The 20,375-nt window shown below is 49.4% G+C and carries 17 protein-coding genes; 4 read left to right on the top strand and 13 right to left on the bottom strand.

Annotated elements, in window-relative coordinates; genetic code table 11:
• Positions 1-95: 95 nt before the first annotated feature.
• Together narU and yddG are read right to left on the bottom strand one after the other, a co-directional pair.
• Positions 96-1,484: a nitrate/nitrite transporter NarU gene (narU, locus tag H9644_RS20825; RefSeq protein ID WP_064527490.1), complete on the bottom strand. Its 1,389-nt coding sequence runs from the start codon at positions 1,482-1,484 to the stop codon at positions 96-98.
• A gap of 278 nt (positions 1,485-1,762) precedes the next feature.
• Positions 1,763-2,644, bottom strand: coding sequence for an aromatic amino acid efflux DMT transporter YddG (yddG, locus tag H9644_RS20820; RefSeq protein ID WP_064527492.1), 882 nt, complete (start codon positions 2,642-2,644; stop codon positions 1,763-1,765).
• A 231-nt stretch (positions 2,645-2,875) separates the two neighbouring features.
• Between yddG and fdnG the strand changes: the two genes are divergently transcribed.
• From fdnG to fdnI, 3 genes are read left to right on the top strand one after another with little or no spacing between them, the layout of a single operon-like run.
• The gene (gene fdnG / locus H9644_RS20815) at positions 2,876-5,923 is read left to right on the top strand and encodes a formate dehydrogenase-N subunit alpha (RefSeq protein WP_135522432.1); all 3,048 of its coding nucleotides are present in this window, start codon (positions 2,876-2,878) and stop codon (positions 5,921-5,923) included.
• A 12-nt stretch (positions 5,924-5,935) separates the two neighbouring features.
• Positions 5,936-6,820, top strand: coding sequence for a formate dehydrogenase N subunit beta (fdnH, locus tag H9644_RS20810; RefSeq protein ID WP_001240581.1), 885 nt, complete (start codon positions 5,936-5,938; stop codon positions 6,818-6,820).
• The gene (fdnI, locus tag H9644_RS20805) at positions 6,813-7,466 is read left to right on the top strand and encodes a formate dehydrogenase-N subunit gamma (protein WP_000045638.1); all 654 of its coding nucleotides are present in this window, start codon (positions 6,813-6,815) and stop codon (positions 7,464-7,466) included. The genes fdnH and fdnI overlap by 8 nt, the downstream gene beginning before the upstream one ends.
• A gap of 227 nt (positions 7,467-7,693) precedes the next feature.
• On the opposite strand, the gene H9644_RS20800 is transcribed toward fdnI, so the two are convergent.
• From H9644_RS20800 to bdm, 6 genes are all read right to left on the bottom strand, one after another.
• Positions 7,694-7,978 carry a HigA family addiction module antitoxin gene (locus H9644_RS20800; protein ID WP_000781370.1) on the bottom strand — a complete coding sequence of 95 codons (285 nt, stop codon included), beginning with the start codon at positions 7,976-7,978 and terminating at the stop codon, positions 7,694-7,696.
• A complete protein-coding gene (locus H9644_RS20795; RefSeq protein WP_000605676.1) occupies positions 7,978-8,256 on the bottom strand; it encodes a type II toxin-antitoxin system RelE/ParE family toxin in 279 nt (92 codons plus the stop codon). Before H9644_RS20795 ends, H9644_RS20800 begins: the two co-directional genes overlap by 1 nt.
• Positions 8,257-8,440: 184 nt before the next feature.
• Positions 8,441-9,451, bottom strand: a complete 1,011-nt coding sequence (adhP, locus tag H9644_RS20790; RefSeq protein WP_064527500.1) for an alcohol dehydrogenase AdhP — start codon at positions 9,449-9,451, stop codon at positions 8,441-8,443.
• A gap of 133 nt (positions 9,452-9,584) precedes the next feature.
• The gene (gene maeA, locus H9644_RS20785; RefSeq protein ID WP_191776399.1) at positions 9,585-11,282 is read right to left on the bottom strand and encodes a malate dehydrogenase; all 1,698 of its coding nucleotides are present in this window, start codon (positions 11,280-11,282) and stop codon (positions 9,585-9,587) included.
• 156 nt (positions 11,283-11,438) lie between these two features.
• Complete coding sequence (gene sra / locus H9644_RS20780; protein WP_000841554.1) at positions 11,439-11,576, bottom strand: stationary-phase-induced ribosome-associated protein; 138 nt, start codon at positions 11,574-11,576, stop codon at positions 11,439-11,441.
• Between the two features lie 101 nt (positions 11,577-11,677).
• Complete coding sequence (bdm, locus tag H9644_RS20775; RefSeq protein WP_000495766.1) at positions 11,678-11,893, bottom strand: biofilm-dependent modulation protein; 216 nt, start codon at positions 11,891-11,893, stop codon at positions 11,678-11,680.
• A gap of 343 nt (positions 11,894-12,236) precedes the next feature.
• Between bdm and osmC the strand changes: the two genes are divergently transcribed.
• On the top strand, positions 12,237-12,668 hold the full coding sequence (osmC, locus tag H9644_RS20770) for a peroxiredoxin OsmC (RefSeq protein WP_000152304.1): 432 nt from the start codon (positions 12,237-12,239) through the stop codon (positions 12,666-12,668).
• 138 nt (positions 12,669-12,806) lie between these two features.
• On the opposite strand, the gene dosP is transcribed toward osmC, so the two are convergent.
• The 5 genes from dosP to H9644_RS21675 all read right to left on the bottom strand — a co-directional run.
• On the bottom strand, positions 12,807-15,206 hold the full coding sequence (dosP, locus tag H9644_RS20765) for an oxygen-sensing cyclic-di-GMP phosphodiesterase DosP (protein WP_074399478.1): 2,400 nt from the start codon (positions 15,204-15,206) through the stop codon (positions 12,807-12,809).
• Between the two features lie 24 nt (positions 15,207-15,230).
• Positions 15,231-16,613 (bottom strand): diguanylate cyclase DosC, encoded by a 1,383-nt coding sequence (dosC, locus tag H9644_RS20760; protein ID WP_191776396.1) that lies wholly within the window; start codon positions 16,611-16,613, stop codon positions 15,231-15,233.
• 337 nt (positions 16,614-16,950) lie between these two features.
• A complete protein-coding gene (locus H9644_RS20755; RefSeq protein WP_191776393.1) occupies positions 16,951-18,270 on the bottom strand; it encodes a family 10 glycosylhydrolase in 1,320 nt (439 codons plus the stop codon).
• 294 nt (positions 18,271-18,564) lie between these two features.
• Entirely contained in the window at positions 18,565-20,100 is a 1,536-nt protein-coding gene (gadC, locus tag H9644_RS20750) for an acid resistance gamma-aminobutyrate antiporter GadC (protein ID WP_064527512.1), read from the bottom strand.
• Between the two features lie 156 nt (positions 20,101-20,256).
• Positions 20,257-20,375 (bottom strand): hypothetical protein (locus H9644_RS21675; protein ID WP_000385785.1); only part of this gene is annotated, 119 nt, incomplete at its 5' end.

Below are 20,375 nucleotides of genomic sequence, written 5' to 3'. Positions count from 1 at the left end.
TGCTCCAGGAATGATTTGGGATCTGATGCCTTGTCGGATGCGACACGGTTGTAGGCCTGATAAGACGAGCGAGCGTCTTACCAGGCATCGATCTCTTATTTTTGGCTGAACTTCCGCCGCCCATAAACCAGCCAGGTCAGCAGCACACAGATGATGTAAAAGATTAAAAACACTTTCATCGCGCCCACTGGCGAGCCGGTCATATTCAGCGACATGCCAAATGCTTGTGGAATAAAGAAGCCGCCCACCGCGCCGATGGCCGAAATAAAGCCCAGCGCCGCCGCCGTTTCGGTGACGGCTTCTCGCTGGGCTTGTTCATCGCTGCCGCCTTTCATCTTGACGCGATAAATCGTTATCTGGCGAAAGATGACAGCGATCATCTGGAAAGTAGAACCACTTCCCAAACCCGCGGTAAGGAATAACCCCATAAACACAGCGTAAAATGCGATGAAATTGCCGGAGCCTGTGCCAGGCAGAGTGAGGAACAACAGGGCACTGAAAACCGCCATAAAAATGAAGTTGATAAGCGTTACACGCACGCCGCCAAATTTATCGGAGATCGCACCGCCGACGGACCGCGCAATGGCGCCGATAAACGGGCCAAAAAAAGCCAGTTGCAGTATGTTCACATCCGGGAACTGCGTTTTTGCCAGCATGGCAAACCCGGCGGAAAAACCGATAAACGAGCCAAAGGTAGCGAGATAGAGCAGACTCAGCAGCCACAGATGCAACCGTTGCAAAACGGGCAACTGGTCTGCAATTGACGCACGTGAACTGGCAATATCATTCATCCCTGACCAGGCGGCGATAGTGGCAATCGCTAGTAGCGGCACCCAAATCCATGCGGCATTCGCCAGCGACATCACAGAACCATCGGCCTGCGGTACGCCATTGACGCCAAGAAAAGCAAATACCGGAACAAAAATCACCAGCGGCGCAACCAGCTGCATCACGCTGACGCCTAAATTCCCCAGCCCGCCATTAATCCCTAATGCACTGCCTTGTTTGGCTTTCGGGAAGAAGAAACTGATATTTCCCATACTCGAAGCAAAGTTCGCGCCAGCAAAACCACACAGCAAAGCAATAACAATAAATATCCCGTAAGGGGTATTCGGATCTTGCACAGCAATACCGAGCCAGACGCAAGGAATAATCAGAATCGCGGTACTAAAAACCGTCCAGCGACGTCCACCGAATATAGGCACCATAAAGGAGTAGGGAACACGCAATAATGCGCCGGAAACGGAAGGTAATGCGGTTAATAAAAAAAGCTGATCGGTAGTGAAATTAAAGCCGATTTTATTGAGATTAACGGCAACTGCGCTAAATAACATCCAGACACAGAAGGCAAGGAGTAAACAGCTTACTGATATCCAAAGGTTTCTTCGGGCAATGTGTTTTCCTTTATTTTCCCAGAATGCCGGATTTTCTGGCTTCCAGTCGCGCAAAAGGTAACGATTATTTTTCTCATTTTGTAGTGCCATACTCTTCCTCACATGCACACATTGTTAATGAAAAAAAGACAAGGCAGGACATTGGACGCAATGGTCCGTTATTAGAATTAAGAGTAGATAGAGTGACGTGCTGATTGAAAGAATAGATAACAAAGCGAAACTGCGGGGGGAGAAAGCTGATTATCTGAATGGATATGTGTTACTAAATGTAACGATTACGCATCATATTCCTTACCAATTTTTAAATTAACATACGGCAGACGCGTTTGTTGCCGTATGAATCGTGGCTTTATTCTCGTAGCCTTTGCTTATCTTTGACGTGTTGCCAGCCAGCAGAGCAGGGAACCGCCGCAGACCATCAATGCACCTTGCCAGAAAGAGAACGATAGCGGAGCACTAAGCAGTACCGCAGCAAGCGCCGACGAAAGCACAGGCGTAAAATACGAACCTACCGCCATAATGGTGACATTGCCATGTAGAATGCCGACGTTCCACGCAGCGTAAGCAAATCCTAAGGTAAATGCCGCTGAGATAAGTTTTATAATGACGGGCGTGCTAAATACCATCTCTGGTTGCGGCGTTAAAAAATAGTAAACCCACAAACTTGCTCCTGTCAGCAGGACGAAAACGGTAATACCGTTAAATCCACGGGCATATTTATTGGTTACCGTGCAATAAGCAGCCCAGATGAAAGCACCAATAAACGCCAGGCAATAACTTAACGGGCTGGTAGTGATATTGTTGATAATTTCATCCGGCTTGAGGCCATTTTCTCCCCCTAATACCCAGCAGACGCCGCCAAGGGCTAGTAATAATCCCGGAACAATCAGCCAGTTGGTCTTCTGACCATTAAACAGAATGGCAAAGAGAATTGTCAGACTGGGCCATAAATAGTTCACCATGCCCACTTCAATAGCCTGATGACGGGTCGCCGCATACCCTAAGGAAAGTGCCAGACAGATTTCATAGCTGACGAATAAGAAACTCCCCGCAAGTAAATAACGTTTGGGTATCTGCCGAATATGCGGGAATCCAACAGTGAATATTAACAGCAGCCCGCTTAATGAATAAATAGCTGCTGCGCCGCCGACCGGACCGAGCCCCTCACTGACGCCACGAATCAACCCCACCATGGTGCTCCACAGGACGATCGCGATTAGCCCTGTGAGCGTTGCTTTTTGTCGTGTCATGCTCGCTGTTTAGTCTCTCTTGCCGTTAAAAATTAAGCTGAAATTTATAGCATTTTTTTAACCGACTTGTCAGGCAGTGGTGCGTTTTTCTACCGCCATTGAGGTAGGTCAATTTGCGCAGGCGGATTATTTTGTGGCAAACAGGTGTTCTTTTTGATTTCGCGCAAAAAGATTCAGAATTTTACTGTTAGTTTCCTCGCGCAGTAATACCCCTGAAAAAAGAGGAAAGCAATGGACGTCAGTCGCAGACAATTTTTTAAAATCTGCGCGGGCGGTATGGCTGGAACAACAGTAGCAGCATTGGGCTTTGCCCCGAAGCAAGCACTGGCTCAGGCGCGAAACTATAAATTATTACGCGCGAAAGAGATCCGTAACACCTGCACATACTGTTCCGTAGGTTGCGGGCTATTGATGTATAGCCTGGGTGATGGCGCAAAAAACGCCAGAGAAGCGATTTATCACATTGAAGGTGACCCGGACCATCCGGTAAGCCGTGGTGCGCTATGCCCGAAAGGGGCCGGTTTGCTGGATTACGTCAACAGCGAAAACCGTCTGCGTTACCCGGAATATCGTGCGCCAGGTTCTGACAAATGGCAGCGCATTAGCTGGGAAGAAGCATTCTCCCGTATTGCGAAGCTGATGAAAGCTGACCGTGACGCTAACTTTATTGAAAAGAACGAGCAGGGCGTAACGGTAAACCGTTGGCTCTCTACCGGTATGCTGTGTGCCTCCGGCGCCAGCAACGAAACCGGGATGCTGACTCAAAAATTTGCCCGCTCCCTCGGGATGCTGGCGGTAGACAACCAGGCGCGCGTTTGACACGGACCAACGGTAGCAAGTCTTGCTCCAACATTTGGTCGCGGTGCGATGACCAACCACTGGGTGGATATCAAAAACGCTAACGTCGTAATGGTAATGGGCGGTAACGCTGCTGAAGCGCATCCCGTCGGTTTCCGTTGGGCGATGGAAGCGAAAAACAACAACGATGCAACTTTGATCGTTGTCGATCCCCGTTTTACGCGTACCGCTTCTGTGGCGGATATTTACGCACCTATTCGTTCCGGTACGGACATTACGTTCCTGTCTGGCGTTTTGCGCTACCTGATCGAAAACAACAAAATCAACGCCGAATACGTTAAGCATTACACCAACGCCAGCCTGCTGGTGCGTGATGATTTTGCTTTCGAAGACGGCCTGTTCAGCGGTTATGACGCTGAAAAACGCCAGTACGATAAGTCGTCCTGGAACTATCAGTTCGATGAAAACGGCTATGCGAAACGCGATGACACACTGACTCATCCGCGCTGCGTGTGGAACCTGCTGAAAGAGCACGTTTCCCGCTACACGCCGGACGTCGTTGAAAACATCTGCGGTACGCCAAAAGCCGACTTCCTGAAAGTGTGTGAAGTGCTGGCCTCCACCAGCGCGCCGGATCGCACAACCACCTTCCTGTACGCGCTGGGCTGGACGCAGCACACCGTCGGTGCGCAGAACATCCGTACCATGGCGATGATCCAGTTGCTGCTCGGCAACATGGGTATGGCTGGTGGTGGCGTGAACGCACTGCGTGGTCACTCCAACATTCAGGGTCTGACCGACTTAGGTCTGCTCTCTACCAGTCTGCCGGGGTATCTGACGCTGCCGTCAGAAAAACAGGTTGATCTGCAGTCTTATCTGGAAGCGAACACGCCGAAAGCGACGCTGGCTGATCAGGTGAACTACTGGAGCAACTATCCGAAGTTCTTCGTTAGCCTGATGAAATCTTTCTACGGCGATGCCGCGCAGAAAGAGAATAACTGGGGCTACGACTGGCTGCCGAAGTGGGACCAGACTTACGACGTCATCAAGTATTTCAACATGATGGACGAAGGCAAGGTCAGCGGTTATTTCTGCCAGGGCTTTAACCCGGTAGCATCCTTCCCGGACAAAAACAAAGTGGTTAGCTGCCTGAGCAAGCTGAAGTACATGGTGGTTATCGATCCGCTGGTGACCGAAACATCCACCTTCTGGCAGAACCACGGCGAGTCGAACGATGTCGATCCGGCGTCTATTCAGACTGAAGTATTCCGTCTGCCTTCGACCTGCTTTGCTGAAGAAGATGGTTCTATCGCCAACTCCGGTCGCTGGTTGCAGTGGCACTGGAAAGGTCAGGACGCGCCTGGCGAAGCGCGTAACGACGGCGAAATTCTGGCGGGTATCTACCATCACCTGCGCGAGCTGTACAAAGCTGAAGGTGGTAAAGGTGTAGAACCGCTGATGAAGATGAGCTGGAACTACAAGCAGCCGCACGAGCCGCAATCTGACGAAGTGGCAAAAGAGAACAACGGCTATGCGCTGGAAGATCTCTATGACGCTAATGGTGTGCTGATTGCGAAGAAAGGTCAGTTGCTGAGTAGCTTTGCGCATCTGCGTGATGACGGTACGACCGCTTCTTCTTGCTGGATCTATACCGGTAGCTGGACAGAGCAGGGCAACCAGATGGCCAACCGCGACAACTCCGACCCGTCCGGTCTGGGGAACACGCTGGGATGGGCCTGGGCGTGGCCGCTCAACCGTCGCGTACTGTACAACCGTGCTTCGGCGGATATCAACGGTAAACCGTGGGACCCGAAACGGATGCTGATCCAGTGGAACGGCAGCAAGTGGACGGGTAACGATATTCCTGACTTCGGCAATGCCGCGCCGGGTACGCCAACCGGGCCGTTTATCATGCAGCCGGAAGGGATGGGACGTCTGTTTGCCATCAACAAAATGGCGGAAGGTCCGTTCCCGGAACACTACGAGCCGATTGAAACGCCGCTGGGGACTAACCCGCTGCATCCGAACGTGGTTTCTAACCCGGTCGTTCGTCTGTATGAACAAGACGCGCTGCGGATGGGTAAAAAAGAGCAGTTCCCGTACGTCGGTACAACTTATCGTCTGACCGAGCACTTCCACACCTGGACCAAGCACGCATTGCTCAACGCAATCGCCCAGCCGGAACAGTTTGTGGAAATCAGCGAAACGCTGGCGGCAGCGAAAGGCATTGCCAATGGCGATCGTGTCACTGTCTCCAGTAAGCGTGGCTTTATCCGCGCGGTGGCTGTGGTAACGCGCCGTCTGAAGCCGCTGAACGTTAACGGTCAGCAGGTCGAAACGGTGGGTATTCCTATCCACTGGGGCTTTGAGGGTGTCGCGCGTAAAGGTTATATCGCTAACACTCTGACGCCGAATGTCGGTGATGCAAACTCGCAAACGCCGGAATATAAAGCGTTCTTAGTAAACATCGAGAAGGCGTAAGGGGGCGAACAGATGGCTATGGAAACGCAGGACATTATCAAAAGGTCCGCAACTAACTCCATCACGCCGCCTTCTCAGGTGCGTGATTACAAAGCAGAAGTCGCGAAACTTATCGACGTTTCCACCTGTATCGGCTGTAAAGCCTGTCAGGTGGCCTGTTCGGAGTGGAACGACATCCGTGATGAAGTGGGGCACTGCGTCGGGGTATACGATAACCCCGCCGATCTGAGCGCCAAGTCCTGGACGGTGATGCGCTTTAGCGAAACCGAACAGAATGGCAAGCTGGAGTGGCTGATCCGTAAAGACGGCTGTATGCACTGTGAAGATCCGGGCTGCCTGAAGGCTTGCCCGTCTGCCGGTGCGATCATTCAGTACGCTAACGGTATTGTCGATTTCCAGTCGGAAAACTGCATCGGCTGTGGTTACTGTATTGCCGGGTGTCCGTTTAATATTCCGCGCCTCAACAAAGAGGATAACCGGGTATATAAATGCACACTCTGCGTCGATCGCGTCAGCGTCGGCCAGGAACCGGCATGTGTGAAAACTTGTCCGACCGGAGCTATCCACTTTGGTACCAAGAAGGAGATGCTGGAGCTTGCGGAACAGCGCGTGGCGAAACTGAAAGCGCGTGGTTACGAACATGCTGGCGTCTACAACCCGGAAGGGGTCGGTGGTACACACGTTATGTACGTGCTGCATCACGCCGATCAGCCGGAGCTGTATCACGGTCTGCCGAAAGATCCGAAGATCGATACCTCGGTGAATCTGTGGAAAGGTGCGCTGAAACCGCTGGCAGCGGCTGGCTTTATTGCTACCTTTGCCGGGTTGATTTTCCACTACATCGGTATTGGCCCGAATAAGGAAGTGGACGATGACGAGGAGGAGCATCATGAGTAAGTCGAAAATGATTGTGCGCACCAAGTTTATTGATCGCGCCTGTCACTGGACCGTGGTGATTTGCTTCTTCCTGGTGGCGCTGTCCGGGATTTCGTTCTTCTTCCCGACGCTGCAATGGCTGACGCAAACCTTCGGTACGCCGCAGATGGGACGCATTTTGCACCCGTTCTTCGGCATTGCGATTTTCGTTGCGCTGATGTTTATGTTCTTCCGCTTTGTGCATCACAACATCCCGGATAAGAAAGATATTCCGTGGCTGTTGAACATTGTTGAAGTATTAAAAGGCAATGAGCACAAAGTGGCGGATGTCGGTAAGTACAACGCCGGACAGAAGATGATGTTCTGGTCAATCATGAGCATGATTTTCGTGCTGCTGGTGACCGGGGTAATTATCTGGCGTCCGTACTTTGCGCAGTACTTCCCGATGCAGGTTGTCCGCTACAGTCTGCTGATCCACGCGGCAGCGGGTATCATCCTGATCCACGCCATCCTTATCCATATGTATATGGCATTCTGGGTGAAAGGGTCGATTAAAGGGATGATCGAAGGGAAGGTGAGCCGTCGCTGGGCGAAGAAACACCATCCGCGCTGGTATCGTGAAATCGAGAAGGCGGAAGCAAAAAAAGAGAGTGAAGAAGGGATATAATCTCTTTTGACACTTAATTGATAAAATGGCGCTGTAAGAGGCGCCATTTCACATTGTTGACAACGTGCGCTTTGTTCATGCCGGATGCGGCGTGAACGCCTTATCCGGCCTACAAACCGTTCAAATCCAATAGATTGCAGTGAGCATGTAGGCCTGATAAGCGTAGCGCATCAGGCAATGTTGCGTTTGTCATCAGTTTCAAATGGCGCTTTAAAAGGCGCCATTTTTTATTGCGTAACCAGACGGCGTAGTCGCGACACATCCACCGTTTTTTCCGCCTCTGCCAGACTCCAGGCGTTTTGCAGATTCAGCCACATTTGCGGTGAACTGCCGATCACCACGGAAAGTTTAATCGCCATTTCTGGCGTCAAAGCCGCTTTTCCGGTCAGCAATCGGCTTGCCGTTGAGGGCGCAATTTCCATTGCTCTGGCAAACTCGCGCAGGCTGACGTTAAGTTCGTCCAGTGATTCCTGAATAATGTCCCCCGGACGGGGATGATTGGCCATTTTCATCAGTGATAGTCCTCGTAATCCAGTATGTATGCATCGCCATTGACGAACTCAAACGTTATCCGCCAGTTGCCCGAGACAGAGATTGCCCAAATTCCATCGCGATCGCCGCTTAACGGATGTAGGCGGTAACCGGGCATATCAATATCAGCAAGACAGCTTGCTGCATCAATTACAGCGAGTCGGTGGCGTAATCGTTTGACTTGCGTCGGTATAACGCCGGAGGTTTTGCCAAGAAGAAACAAGTCACGCAATCCCTTGTGTCTGAAATTCATTATCATCTCTTCATCCTTGTTCCTTCGAAAGGAACACTATCACTATTGTTCCGTGCAGCGCAACAAATTTCGCTACGTTTTGCGAATTGTGAGGGGAAAGATGGGGGAGGAAAAGAAGAAGAGTTAAATTGCGGAAAGCGTCTCGCAAAACAGGCTGCGACTCGAACATGGCAGTCGCAGCAAAGACCTCTTAGCGGCGGAAATCAATCACCATACGGCCACGGATTTTGCCTTCTTCCATCTCAGTAAAGATGGTATTGATGTCCGCTAACGGACGCAGGGCAACTTTCGGCACCACTTTACCTTCGGCGGCAAACTGGAAGGCTTCGGTTAAATCCTGACGCGTGCCGACCAGTGAACCGACCACTTCAATACCGTCCAGCACAAGGCGTGGGATGTCCAGGCTCATAGACTCCGGCGGCAGACCGACAGCCACGACACGCCCACCGGCGCGAACGGCATCGACCGCCGAGTTAAACGCAGCTTTAGCCACCGCTGTTACCACCGCAGCGTGTGCACCGCCGGTTTTTTCCTGCACAATTTTGGCGGCGTCTTCAGTGCGTGAGTTAATCGCTAAATCAGCGCCCATTTCGGTTGCCAGTTTTAACTGCTCATCATTGACATCAATGGCGATCACTTTGGCGTTAAAGACATTTTTCGCGTATTGCAGGGCGAGGTTACCCAGACCGCCAAGACCGTAGATAGCAATCCACTGTCCGGGACGAATTTTTGACAGTTTCACTGCTTTGTAGGTGGTGACGCCCGCGCAGGTAATGCTGCTGGCCGCTGCCGAGTCCAGGCCATCTGGCACTTTTACCGCGTAATCGGCTACCACGATGCACTCTTCAGCCATCCCGCCATCAACGCTGTATCCGGCATTTTTAACTGAACGGCAAAGCGTTTCGTTACCGCTGTTGCAGTATTCGCAATGCCCACATCCTTCAAAGAACCATGCTACGCTTGCGCGATCGCCTGGTTTTAATGAGGTAACGCCAGGGCCAACTTCTGCCACCACACCAATACCTTCGTGTCCCAGAATTACACCGGTCTTATCACCAAAATCGCCATTCTTAACATGAAGATCGGTATGACATACGCCACAACACTCCATTTTCAACAGGGCTTCACCGTGTTTCAGTGAACGCAGCGTTTTATCCGTAACGTCAACATGATGATCCTTCGTAACAACCGCAGCCTTCATAGATTCCTCCTTTTCGGATGATGTTCTGCATAGCAGGTGAGGCAAATGAGATTTATTCGCCACTACCCAGTATGGATGAGATCTGAAAAAGAGGAGGAAAATTGCCCGGTAGCATTCACCACCGGGCTGAGACTTAGATGGAGGTACGACGGTAGTCGCGGTATTCCGCTTGCCAGAAATTATCGTCAATGGCCTGTTGCAAAGCTTCGGCAGACGTTTTCACCGCCACACCTTGCTGTTGCGCCATTTTGCCAACGGCAAAAGCTATTGCCCGGGAGACTTTCTGAATATCTTTCAGCTCCGGTAGTACCAGACCTTCGCCGTTCAGCACCAGCGGTGAATACTGCGCCAGGGTTTCACTTGCCGACATTAACATCTCGTCGGTAATGCGCGACGCACCGGAAGCAATAACGCCAAGCCCGATGCCCGGGAAGATAAAGGCGTTATTGCACTGGGCGATAGGGTAGATTTTATCTTTCCATACCACTGGATTAAACGGACTGCCGGTGGCGACCAGTGCATTGCCTTCGGTCCAGGCAATAATATCCTGCGGTGTGGCTTCGACGCGTGACGTCGGGTTAGAGAGCGGCATCACGATCGGGCGCGGGCAGTGTTTATGCATCTCGCGGATGATCTCTTCCGTAAACAGCCCGGTCTGGCCGGAGACGCCAATCAGAATATCCGGTTTGACGTTACGGACGACATCAAGCAACGACAACACATCGCTGTCGGTATCCCAGCCGCTGAGATTTTCCCGCGCCTGTACCAGTTTGGTCTGGAAAGGCAGCAGGTTTGGCATCTTGTCGGTAAGCAGACCAAAGCGATCGACCATAAACACTTTCTGCCGCGCCGCTTCTTCGCTTAATCCTTCACGCTGAGTCTGGGCGATGATCATTTCGGCAATGCCGCATCCCGCGGAGCCTGCGCCGAGGAAGACAATCTTTTTCTCGCTTAACTGACCGCCCGCCGCGCGACTTGCTGCGATCAGCGTGCCTACTGTTACCGCCGCGGTTCCCTGAATATCATCATTAAAGGAACAAATTTCATTACGATAGCGGTTAAGCAATGGCATCGCATTTTTCTGTGCGAAGTCTTCAAACTGCAGCAGCACGTCCGGCCAGCGTTGCTTCACGGCCTGGATAAATTCATCAACGAATTCATAGTATTCGTCATCAGTGATGCGCGGGTTACGCCAGCCCATATACAGCGGATCGTTAAGCAGCTGCTGGTTGTTAGTCCCGACATCCAGCACCACCGGAAGGGTATACGCCGGGCTGATACCGCCACAGGCGGTGTAGAGCGACAGTTTACCGATTGGAATGCCCATCCCGCCAATACCCTGGTCACCGAGGCCCAGAATACGTTCGCCGTCGGTCACCACAATCACTTTGATATTATGGTTCGGCACGTTTTGCAGAATATCGTCCATATTGTGGCGGTTCTGGTAAGAGATAAACACGCCGCGCGAACGACGGTAGATCTCGGAGAAACGTTCACAGGCTGCGCCGACGGTAGGGGTGTAAATAACGGGCATCATCTCATCAAGATGATTGTTTACCAGACGGTAGAAGAGGGTTTCGTTAGTGTCCTGGATATTACGCAGGTAGATGTGCTTGTCGATTTCGGTTTTGAATCCCTGATACTGGATCCATGCTCGTTCCGCTTGTTCTTCGATGGTTTCGACCACTTCCGGCAGTAACCCCAGCAGGTTGAAGTTACGGCGTTCTTCCATGCTGAAGGCGCTGCCTTTATTCAACAACGGAAATTCCAGCAGTACAGGGCCAGCGTAAGGAATATAAAGCGAACGCTGTTTTTTTGTTTTTGGTTCCATGTCACTCACTCTTTTTTGAATATCCATCCCTGGGGTGCTTTTATCGTCTTTGCTTTACCGCCAGGGCGTCGGCACCAAGTATAAAGCAGATAAAAACAAAAACACCATTGCGCAGGCAATGGTGTTTAATCGTCATTGAGGACTGATGGTTATGAATTACTTTTCAGCGGGGCGTTTTCTGCCGGTTGGGTTATTTACCACGCTGGATTTGTCACCTTCGGTAACTATTTTGCGCTGGTTAGAAATTTTATGATCCAGTCCAAGAATATGACGTGCCTGACGGTTCGATTTCATTTGTACTCCTCAATCCTGTAGCTAGTTTTAAGGACAACATCGCCGTAGCGAAGAAACACGTGCTAAACCCCTAAATTAGGTTGCCGATCAAGCATAGCAGCTTAAAGTGTAGGGTGCTGGCCGCTGACCACATAATTGATCGTTTGCTGGTAGATATCACTGAGGATGTCGTTATCAGAAGCTTCCACCCATTTGGTCAGCTCCATGAGAATGTCATCTTCAGTGACAACACCGTGCTCTGCCCGAAGGCCTTGCTCAATGGCATTAACCAGAGCGGGTTCTGCTGTTGAATTTTCTGCCTGATAATAAGTAAACATAGTGATTCTCCGTGTCAGTGTATTTATGGTGTCTGCTACGGATCGCAGATTTATAAAGCACATTCAGCATGGCAAATATTTACCGCTTCGTTGTTAAGATTCATCCTGGTTGGTAGGCTTTATATTCTAACTACATGATATTAATGGTTATTATTTTTGATGTTTACTGGTTAATATCGCCGTATTACCCCTTAGACGTTATATTTACAGGCATCTATTATGGTAATTTAATTTAAGTTTTTGGGTGTTTTTTGTTCTGAGTTAATTCGGAATATCCCGCTCATCCTCTTGCTGCTTCTCCGATAGTCTATAATTTCCTTTTTAAGCCCACAGGAGAGCAACAATGACAATCCATAAGAAAGGTCAGGCACACTGGGAAGGCGATATCAAACGCGGGAAGGGAACAGTATCCACCGAGAGCGGCGTGCTGAACCAACAGCCGTATGGATTTAACACGCGTTTTGAAGGCGAAAAAGGAACCAATCCTGAAGAGTTGATTGGCGCGGCACATGCCGCTTGTTTCTCGATGGCGCTTTCATTAATGCTGGGGGAAGCGGGATTCACGCCAACATCGATTGATACCACTGCCGATGTATCGCTGGATAAAGTCGATGCTGGTTTCGCGATTACCAAAATCGCACTGAAAAGCGAAGTTGCGGTGCCGGGTATTGATGCCTCCACCTTTGACGGCATTATTCAGAAAGCAAAAGCCGGATGTCCGGTTTCTCAGGTACTGAAAGCAGAAATTACGCTGGATTACCAGTTGAAAGCATAAGTACTCGCCGGATGATGTTGTCATCCGGCAAGCATTTACACGGATATTTTCTGCTTATCCCAATGAAAACTTGTATTTAAACTGCATCGTCATTCTTTTCATGAAATCTTGCCCGCGTGTGCTGGCGGGCGAAAATTGTCAGATTTTTAGCGGCAGAACGCTGCTAATCCAGCCAGGGATTTCTTCGGCGGGTAGGGGACGTGAGAAGAAGTAGCCCTGAATAACGCGACAGTGGATCCTGCGTAATATCTCAAATTGTTCTTTGGTTTCTACACCTTCGGCTACCACCGTTAAATTGAGGTTTTGCCCAATACTGGTAATAGCTTCCAGTAAGGCGAGGATACGCTTTTCGGTCAGACAACGATCGACAAAGCTTTTGTCGATTTTGATTTCCGTTACCGGAAGGCTGACTAAGCGGGATAAACCAGAAAAACCGGTGCCGAAATCATCGACAGATAAACCCACGCCCATATCACGAAGGATCTGGATGCGTTTGAAGATCTCCGTATCGTGCTCCATCATCATGCTTTCCGTGATTTCTACCGTCAGCTGGTGGCCGTCAATCGCCCATGCCTGCATCGCATCAGACACCTGATTGGGTAGCTGATTACTGCGAAAATGCAGCGCAGACAAGTTAACGGAAAGCGCCGGGATATGAATATTCTGGTTACGCCATTCTGCTAACTGGCGGCAGGCTTCAGCAATAACCCAACGGCCAATGTTTTCGATTTCGCCAATCTCTTCAGCAAGAGGGATAAACCGAGAAGGGGGAACATGACCATGCTGTGGGTCATACCAGCGAGCGAGGGCTTCGATGCCGTACAGTTCGCCGGTTTCCGCAAAGATCTGCGGCTGATAAACCAGTTTTAGTTTGTTGTTGCTGATAGCTTCTTTCAGCGCCGCACCGAGAATCAGACGCTCTTTCACCATTTCGTTCATTACCGGGCTAAAGAACTGCCAGCCATTACCGCCGTTTTTGCGAATAAAATCCATCGCATTGTGGGCAGTCGAAAGCAGGTAGTCCCGGTTTTTACCAACATCGTAACTGATACCAATGCTTAAGGTTAACGGGAATGGTTTATCGTCAATCATGACCGGTTTATTAACGACGTTGCGAAGTTCATCCGCTATTTGGGTAATGTTACTGACGTCGTTTTCCGGGCTGATGAGGACAAACTGTGTACCTTCAATGCGACAGAGATACTGGTCTGGTTTGATCTTTTCACGAAAGCGATTGACCACTTCCAGCAATGCCTGATCGGCCCACGCATAGCCCAGACTGTCGATGACATCCTGAATATGGTCAATGCCAATAAGATACACCACCGGAGAGACGGCATTTTCTACCAGGTCATCGAGATAATTGTGCAAGTTATTGCGGTTTGGCAAACCGGTCATCGGATCAAACTGAATGAGCTGCTCGATATGCTGGCGACTTTTTTCCTGTTCCAGAGCCAGCGCGGCCATATGCTGGCTGATATCCGCCACTCGTTCGATAAACGCGCTGGTTACCGCCCCGGACGCTGTTTTGATTTTCAGAATCCCGGCAGGTGCGCCATCGCGCTGGCGAATGGTGACTGACCAGCTTTGCGCATTCTTTACTTCTGTCCCATGAGAGGACGACGCCCAGTGCACCGGCATACCATTACGCAATGCATACAACGACACATGGGATTCATGAAGAATGGATTCGATATTCCGACAGATGATTTCACCCATTTCATGAAATGGCGGGCTGCTACACATCGCGGCGAGAATATTGCCTTCAAGCTCACGAATTTGTCGTTCTTCGGTGATATCAGAGAAGGTCATCACCAGGTTTTGCAGATTAGCCAGCACATCATAAACTGGGCTAATAGAGGCTTTAATCCAGATTTTTTCCCCCGTGCGCGTTAACAACAGAAATTCATCCTGATCACGCGCTGTTTTCCATAGCAGTTGCTGTAAGCGAATACGATTATCTGCCGGGTATTCAGGGAAGTTAAGTAAAGTATCGGGCTGCATACCACTGGCTTCGCTGATGCAGTAGCCAAACATTTCAGTAAACGCGCGATTGCACTGCACGATATGGCGTTCCGGGTCCAGCACAATGACCGGGCGATCGAGATGGTCCACGGCAATAATTAACTGCCGGGTCTGTTCTTTCTGCGCCATTTCTACGCTGGCATCACGTACCAGTGCCAGGTAATAAATTTTCCCTTCGACAGTGACTTTGGATAGCGCGAAACGGGTCCAGATTTTACTGCCGTCTTTTTTCTCCAGCTGCAATTCCCGGCTCATACCTTCAACCCGCGCTTTACCGCCTTCGCGGTTATGGCGGATATATTCTGGATGCGCAGGGCGCAAATTATGGGGAATCAACATATCAATGTTATTGCCAATCACTTCTTCGCGCTTATACCCCCAGAGCTTCTCCGCTGCAGGATTAAAAAACATTACTTCGTCATTTTCGTTAATTAACACCGCGCCCATCATATTTTGCTCAAGGGCGGGGAAAAAAATGCCGTCGGCGGCATTCTCTGCATCGGTTAGCTTCATGATTACCTCTGCATCCGGGCGCATCTAAAGACTGGCTTTCCAGAGTTCAACACGGTTTCTACCTCGTCTTTTCGCGATATACAGAGCTTCATCCGCTATTTGAATTAAGCGTTCATAATCAGGATGTCCATTAAACATGGCGGCGCCAATGGACAGAGAGAGGGCTATGTCTTCGCCGTTTGCGGCTTTCAGTTTGGTTTTTTCTACCCGGCTGCGGATCCGTTCTGCGGTACGTAAAGTGTCATTTTCTGAAGCTTCAGTCAGCACGATGATAAATTCATCGCCACCGTAGCGAAAAACATAGTCACTGCTACGTACGTTGTCGTAAAACGCCTGTGAGACTTTACGTAAAATCTCATCGCCTGTGTTATGTCCCCATGTATCGTTGATCTCTTTGAATTTATCTACATCGATGATCAGAACAGACAATGGTGTACCGGCCCGATTGGCATGGGCAATTTCACGTTTGAAGATAGTCGGCAAGAAACGGCGGTTAAGTAATTTCGTCAGTACATCCATACCCACTTCATGACGCGAGACTTCTTCAAAGAGTTCACGCAGTAAGGTGATAATTTGCGATACAGTATTTCGTATCTGTAATAAAAACTTCACACGCAGACTTTTGTTACTCAAATTTTTTGCATTGAGCATTGTCTGATGAAAAACCCCGTCGAAATCCTGAATAAGGCGAGAGATATGACCAACTTCAGCAATGCCACTAAAATAATGGCGACCTTTATGGTTAAACCACAGGCCAAAATCAACCTGACTTAACGGTAAGCTGCTGCCTAAATCAGAATCCAACAATACTTTATAAATAATATCTATTTCCCATGAAAGTAATGAGGCTATTTGTCGTTCTTTTTCTTCTTCGGCGTTTTCCAGTAATGAGAAGATACGATAGTTCTCGTCTTCTTTAGCCGCACTACTGTCGCTAAAGGTAAATGCTCTGGTCATCACTTCCATGGCTATGTCGATACTGTTAATCGAAAAGTGATAGACCTGAAGTTTTTCCGCGGGCGAATAATCAGAGGAAAATATTACCGGGTAGAGGATTTTTTTCAGCACGCGAAAACCCATCTCGACAATTTCTACCGGAATGCCAATACGAGCATGGACTTCGGCTACGGTATGTTGGATTTGTATAAGTCTTTCAACATCTTCCGTTTGTGCTGAGAGTACATTGATAATCCACTTTTCCATCGCACTTTTAAGCTGCCTTTCGACCTGTTCGTTACTCAAAAACTCTTCGGCATGCGGGTCAGTGCGTACAATTCGATAAAACTCAAGACTTAAGTATTGAGCATGCGCTACGGCAATTTCTGCCGCTTTGTCGCGAATGAGGGGGTCGACCTGGGCAACTAATCCGGTCCACTCATCTTTCATTCTTTTAAAGTACATCTCCATAATTCACACCCTTATACGGCTGGAAAGGCAGACGGAATCGAAAAACAAAACGCAACTCGTTTGGACAGGGTTACAGCACCATATTCTCCTGAAATATGAAGATATACTGAAACGAAATAAGTGACTTATGACAGTTTTAATCTACGCTACTGGTCTTCTGAAGAGTATAGCCCATCGTAATTATTTTTCGGTGATGGTTAATATCGTATGGTTTTTCATATTCATACGTTTTTATCAGGGGAATTATTAAGTTGATTTGATTATTAGTTGAGAATGTTTCGTTGATGACAAGCCGGTGTTTAAAGCACCGGCAGTGCCACAAAGTAAGAAAGGGCGTTTAGCTTCCCCAACGGCTTTGCAGATAGCTAACTGCCTGTTGAGTTTGCGGTTTGTTCAGATAGTCTTCGCGGAACAAAATCGTACCGCTAATTTCTGGCACGGCGTCGTTAAGATCGAGCTGCTTTTTCAGTTCCGGCACGCCGCCGTTAACCATCCAGTCTGGTTCTATCTTTGAAGGTTCGCCGACTTTATAGAAGGCAATACCAATATAAAGACGGGTTTTGGTTGGTTTGACGACATCTGCCCACCATTTTGCCAGCACGTCGTAACGTGCGGCGCTACGCGAGAACGGCCAGTAAATTTGCGGGGCTATATAATCCAGTAAGCCTTGTTCGACCCAGCGACGAGTGTCAGCGTAGGATTCATCATAAGCCGCAGCCCCACGCGTATCAGAACCGAGCGGATCGTGTGAGCGGTTACGCCAGACGCCCGCTGGGCTCACACCAAATTCGACTTCCGGCTTAATGCTTTTAATGGTGTGCGATACCTTAGCAATTAACTGCTGGGTATTGTTGCGCCGCCAGTCAGCTTTTGACGCAAATGCACCACCGTACTTGCGGTACGTCTCGTTATCGTTAAGCCGAGAATCCGGCGATTCAGTGTAAAAATAGTCATCAAACTGCACGCCATCTACCGGATAGCGAGAAACCACTTCAGCAACTATCGATGTGATCCAGTCCTGAACTTCAGGGATCCCTGGGTCGAGAACAAAACGGTCACCTGACGTTCTGATCCAGTCGCGATGCTGCACATAGACGCTGGCCGGCTGTTGAGACAGAGTGCTATTCAGTTCCCTGATCGTTCCGGGCTTCGTATTAACCGACACGCGGTATGGGTTAAACCAGGCGTGCACTTTCATCCCACGCTTGTGGGCTTCGTCGAGAATAAATTGCAGCGGATCGTAACCAGGATATTCACCAATCTTGCCAGTCATGAGATCGGACCACGGCAAAATCTTCGACGGCCAAAGGGCAGTGCCGTCGGGCTTCACCTGGAAAAAGACCGTGTTAATTCCCAGTCGTTGCAGGTTTTCCAGTTTGTCGATCATCGCCTGCTGTTGCACGCGGACCCGGCTGGTGGTGTTACTGATGTTAACCGAGGAGACGGGGGGCCAGTCGAGGCGGGATACCGTTGCCAACCAGATACCACGCATAGGTTGCGACGATTGTTGTGCGGTCGCTGGTGGTTTTGAGTCTGCTGGTGGTGTCGTTATTGAATCTGGAGGCGTGCTTTTACAACTACACAGTAAAAGTGCCAGTGCAACCAGTGCAACTGGCCTTTTAATTGCGAATTTCACAGTTCGGGAGCAGATATCCATATATGCTTATTTCCGGTAAACAGATGTGCGCTTATTCTCGTACTTATCTGGGGCAAGTCAATACGGCAATAAGCAGGAAATAGTTATCGCTCCCTTGTGGCTGATGACAAACGCCAAATGCCTGATGCGCTTCGCTTATCAGGCCTACAAGGAGAGTCGCAATTGATTAAATTTGCACACTCTTGTTGGCAGGATAAGGTGTCCACGCCGTATCCGGCAAAATAAGTGCTTTATCAATAAACTAAAGGGAGCGATTAATTTTCGCTCCCTCGTGTTATTTCCACTCATACACGGTTAGTGTTTCTTATCATTCATCACAATATAGTGCGGTGAACGAGCACGTGGATGCAGGAAGAAGTGACCTTTCGGCGCGTTCTGGCTGTTAATTGGCTCCAGTGTAACACCCGTATTCGCTTTGCCTTTACGGTCATGAATGGCATAGAGAATAAACGGCAGAGCAAGTACCACCAGGAAACTTACCACTAATAATTCAACATACATATCAGTAGAATCACCCTGGATATTATCCGGCGGCAGGAAGGAGACGACAAACGCCATAATTGACGTCAGCAAACCGACAATCGCCACGACCAGTTTCACCCCTTTACCACCAGGGATATTAAATGTACGTTTTAAGTCAGGATGTTTAAGAACTAACACAATGTAGCCAATAAACAGCATGAAATAAGCACACAGATAAATCACTACTGTCAGTGCCAGCGCGATCAGGAAGGACATGTTGTTACCACCACCGGTGTTGGTGAGGATAATCAACGCGATAGAGGTAATTATCAGCTGGGAAATCACCAAAGTTACCGGCACACCATTTTTGTTCATTTTAGCGAACGCGGCTGGCAGTAGATTTTTCTGCGCGGTGACATACATACCGCGAGAAGGGCCAACAATCCATGAGGCGATTTCTGCCAGAACACCCAACAGCAGCAGGGCAGAGATAACGCGAACCGTCCACTCAATTTCCGGTGCAACATGAGACATCAGCACGGTGAAGGTTTGCATTACACCTGCGGACAGGTTGATTTCATTACCCGGAATCACCATCGCAATGGACAAACCGCCTACTGAACTTAAGCAAATGGCCGCCACCATCAGCAGTAACATTGCCAGCGGATAGTCGCGCCCTGGGTTGCTCATTTCATTGACGTGGGTCGCGGAAGCTTCTACACCCATATAACTCAGAATGAAAGCGACAAACACAACCAAAGTGCCAACTTTCGAGAAATCAGGGAAGAAGGTTTTCGCATCCATTTCGATAGCAACTGGTGCTCCGGAGTGCAGATAAATCGCCGCTAATGCAATCAAAATAAATGCAGGCAGCAGAATACCCGCGAAGAAACCAACTTTCGCAATTCGCGCAGTATATTTAGTACCGCCAAACTGAGTTAATGCCAGCGCCCAAAGAATGATCAGCGCCGCGATGGTTTTTGTTACCGGGTCTTCATTCAGTGCTGGCCATTTCAGAATGTAGGAGAGCGCCCCTAACACGAAATAGAGCATTGGAATAAAGCCAATAGCGATTTGAAGATAGCCAAATGAGATAGCTGCGAATCCCCATTTCGGCCCCAGGGTATTTGATACCCAGGCAAACACACCACCTTCTTCCCAACCGTCCACGGTGGCCATTTCCGCAGCACAAAGACCAACGGGAATAAACCATAAAATCCCGCCTAAGAGCAGGAAGAAGACTAGTGAAAAGCCAGATGTTGCGAAAGTAGGGTATTCATAAACAGCCATTACCATCGACGCCGTGATGGCGAAGAACCCTAGTAATGTTAGCTGCTTTGCTTTACCTGTCTGTACTGATGTAGCCATATTATCCCCCTAAAACGGTTGTCCTGTCGGAACCGCGCCTGTCTTGTTCTGAAGCGTATTCAGAGCAATATTTTCCGTTGCTAATGCCAGTGAACAGACTTCGGAAATTGTCCCGAAACGGATTCGTTTCGGGACACCGTTACCGCTTAAACGTTATCAGGTATGTTTAAAGCTGTTCTGCTGGGCAATACCCTGCAATTTCGGGTGATCGCTGAGATATTTCAGGGAGGCTTTGTAGTCTTCCAGTAACAGTTCAGCGAAGTCCATTTCGAAGC

Origin of the sequence: Escherichia whittamii (genome assembly GCF_014836715.1) — a bacterium.
In the GTDB taxonomy this organism is placed as follows: domain Bacteria; phylum Pseudomonadota; class Gammaproteobacteria; order Enterobacterales; family Enterobacteriaceae; genus Escherichia; species Escherichia whittamii.
The sequence above is the reverse complement of the archived record's forward strand: the minus strand, read 5'-3'. Positions and strand labels throughout refer to the sequence as shown.

Coding starts and splice junctions, on each gene's coding strand:
- narU (WP_064527490.1), bottom strand. CDS start 1,484: ATGGCACTACAAAATGAGAAAAATAATCGTTACCTTTTGCGCGACTGG.
- yddG (WP_064527492.1), bottom strand. CDS start 2,644: ATGACACGACAAAAAGCAACGCTCACAGGGCTAATCGCGATCGTCCTG.
- fdnH (WP_001240581.1), top strand. CDS start 5,936: ATGGCTATGGAAACGCAGGACATTATCAAAAGGTCCGCAACTAACTCC.
- fdnI (WP_000045638.1), top strand. CDS start 6,813: ATGAGTAAGTCGAAAATGATTGTGCGCACCAAGTTTATTGATCGCGCC.
- H9644_RS20800 (WP_000781370.1), bottom strand. CDS start 7,978: ATGAAAATGGCCAATCATCCCCGTCCGGGGGACATTATTCAGGAATCA.
- H9644_RS20795 (WP_000605676.1), bottom strand. CDS start 8,256: ATGATAATGAATTTCAGACACAAGGGATTGCGTGACTTGTTTCTTCTT.
- adhP (WP_064527500.1), bottom strand. CDS start 9,451: ATGAAGGCTGCGGTTGTTACGAAGGATCATCATGTTGACGTTACGGAT.
- maeA (WP_191776399.1), bottom strand. CDS start 11,282: ATGGAACCAAAAACAAAAAAACAGCGTTCGCTTTATATTCCTTACGCT.
- sra (WP_000841554.1), bottom strand. CDS start 11,576: ATGAAATCGAACCGTCAGGCACGTCATATTCTTGGACTGGATCATAAA.
- bdm (WP_000495766.1), bottom strand. CDS start 11,893: ATGTTTACTTATTATCAGGCAGAAAATTCAACAGCAGAACCCGCTCTG.
- osmC (WP_000152304.1), top strand. CDS start 12,237: ATGACAATCCATAAGAAAGGTCAGGCACACTGGGAAGGCGATATCAAA.
- dosP (WP_074399478.1), bottom strand. CDS start 15,206: ATGAAGCTAACCGATGCAGAGAATGCCGCCGACGGCATTTTTTTCCCC.
- dosC (WP_191776396.1), bottom strand. CDS start 16,613: ATGGAGATGTACTTTAAAAGAATGAAAGATGAGTGGACCGGATTAGTT.
- H9644_RS20755 (WP_191776393.1), bottom strand. CDS start 18,270: ATGGATATCTGCTCCCGAACTGTGAAATTCGCAATTAAAAGGCCAGTT.
- gadC (WP_064527512.1), bottom strand. CDS start 20,100: ATGGCTACATCAGTACAGACAGGTAAAGCAAAGCAGCTAACATTACTA.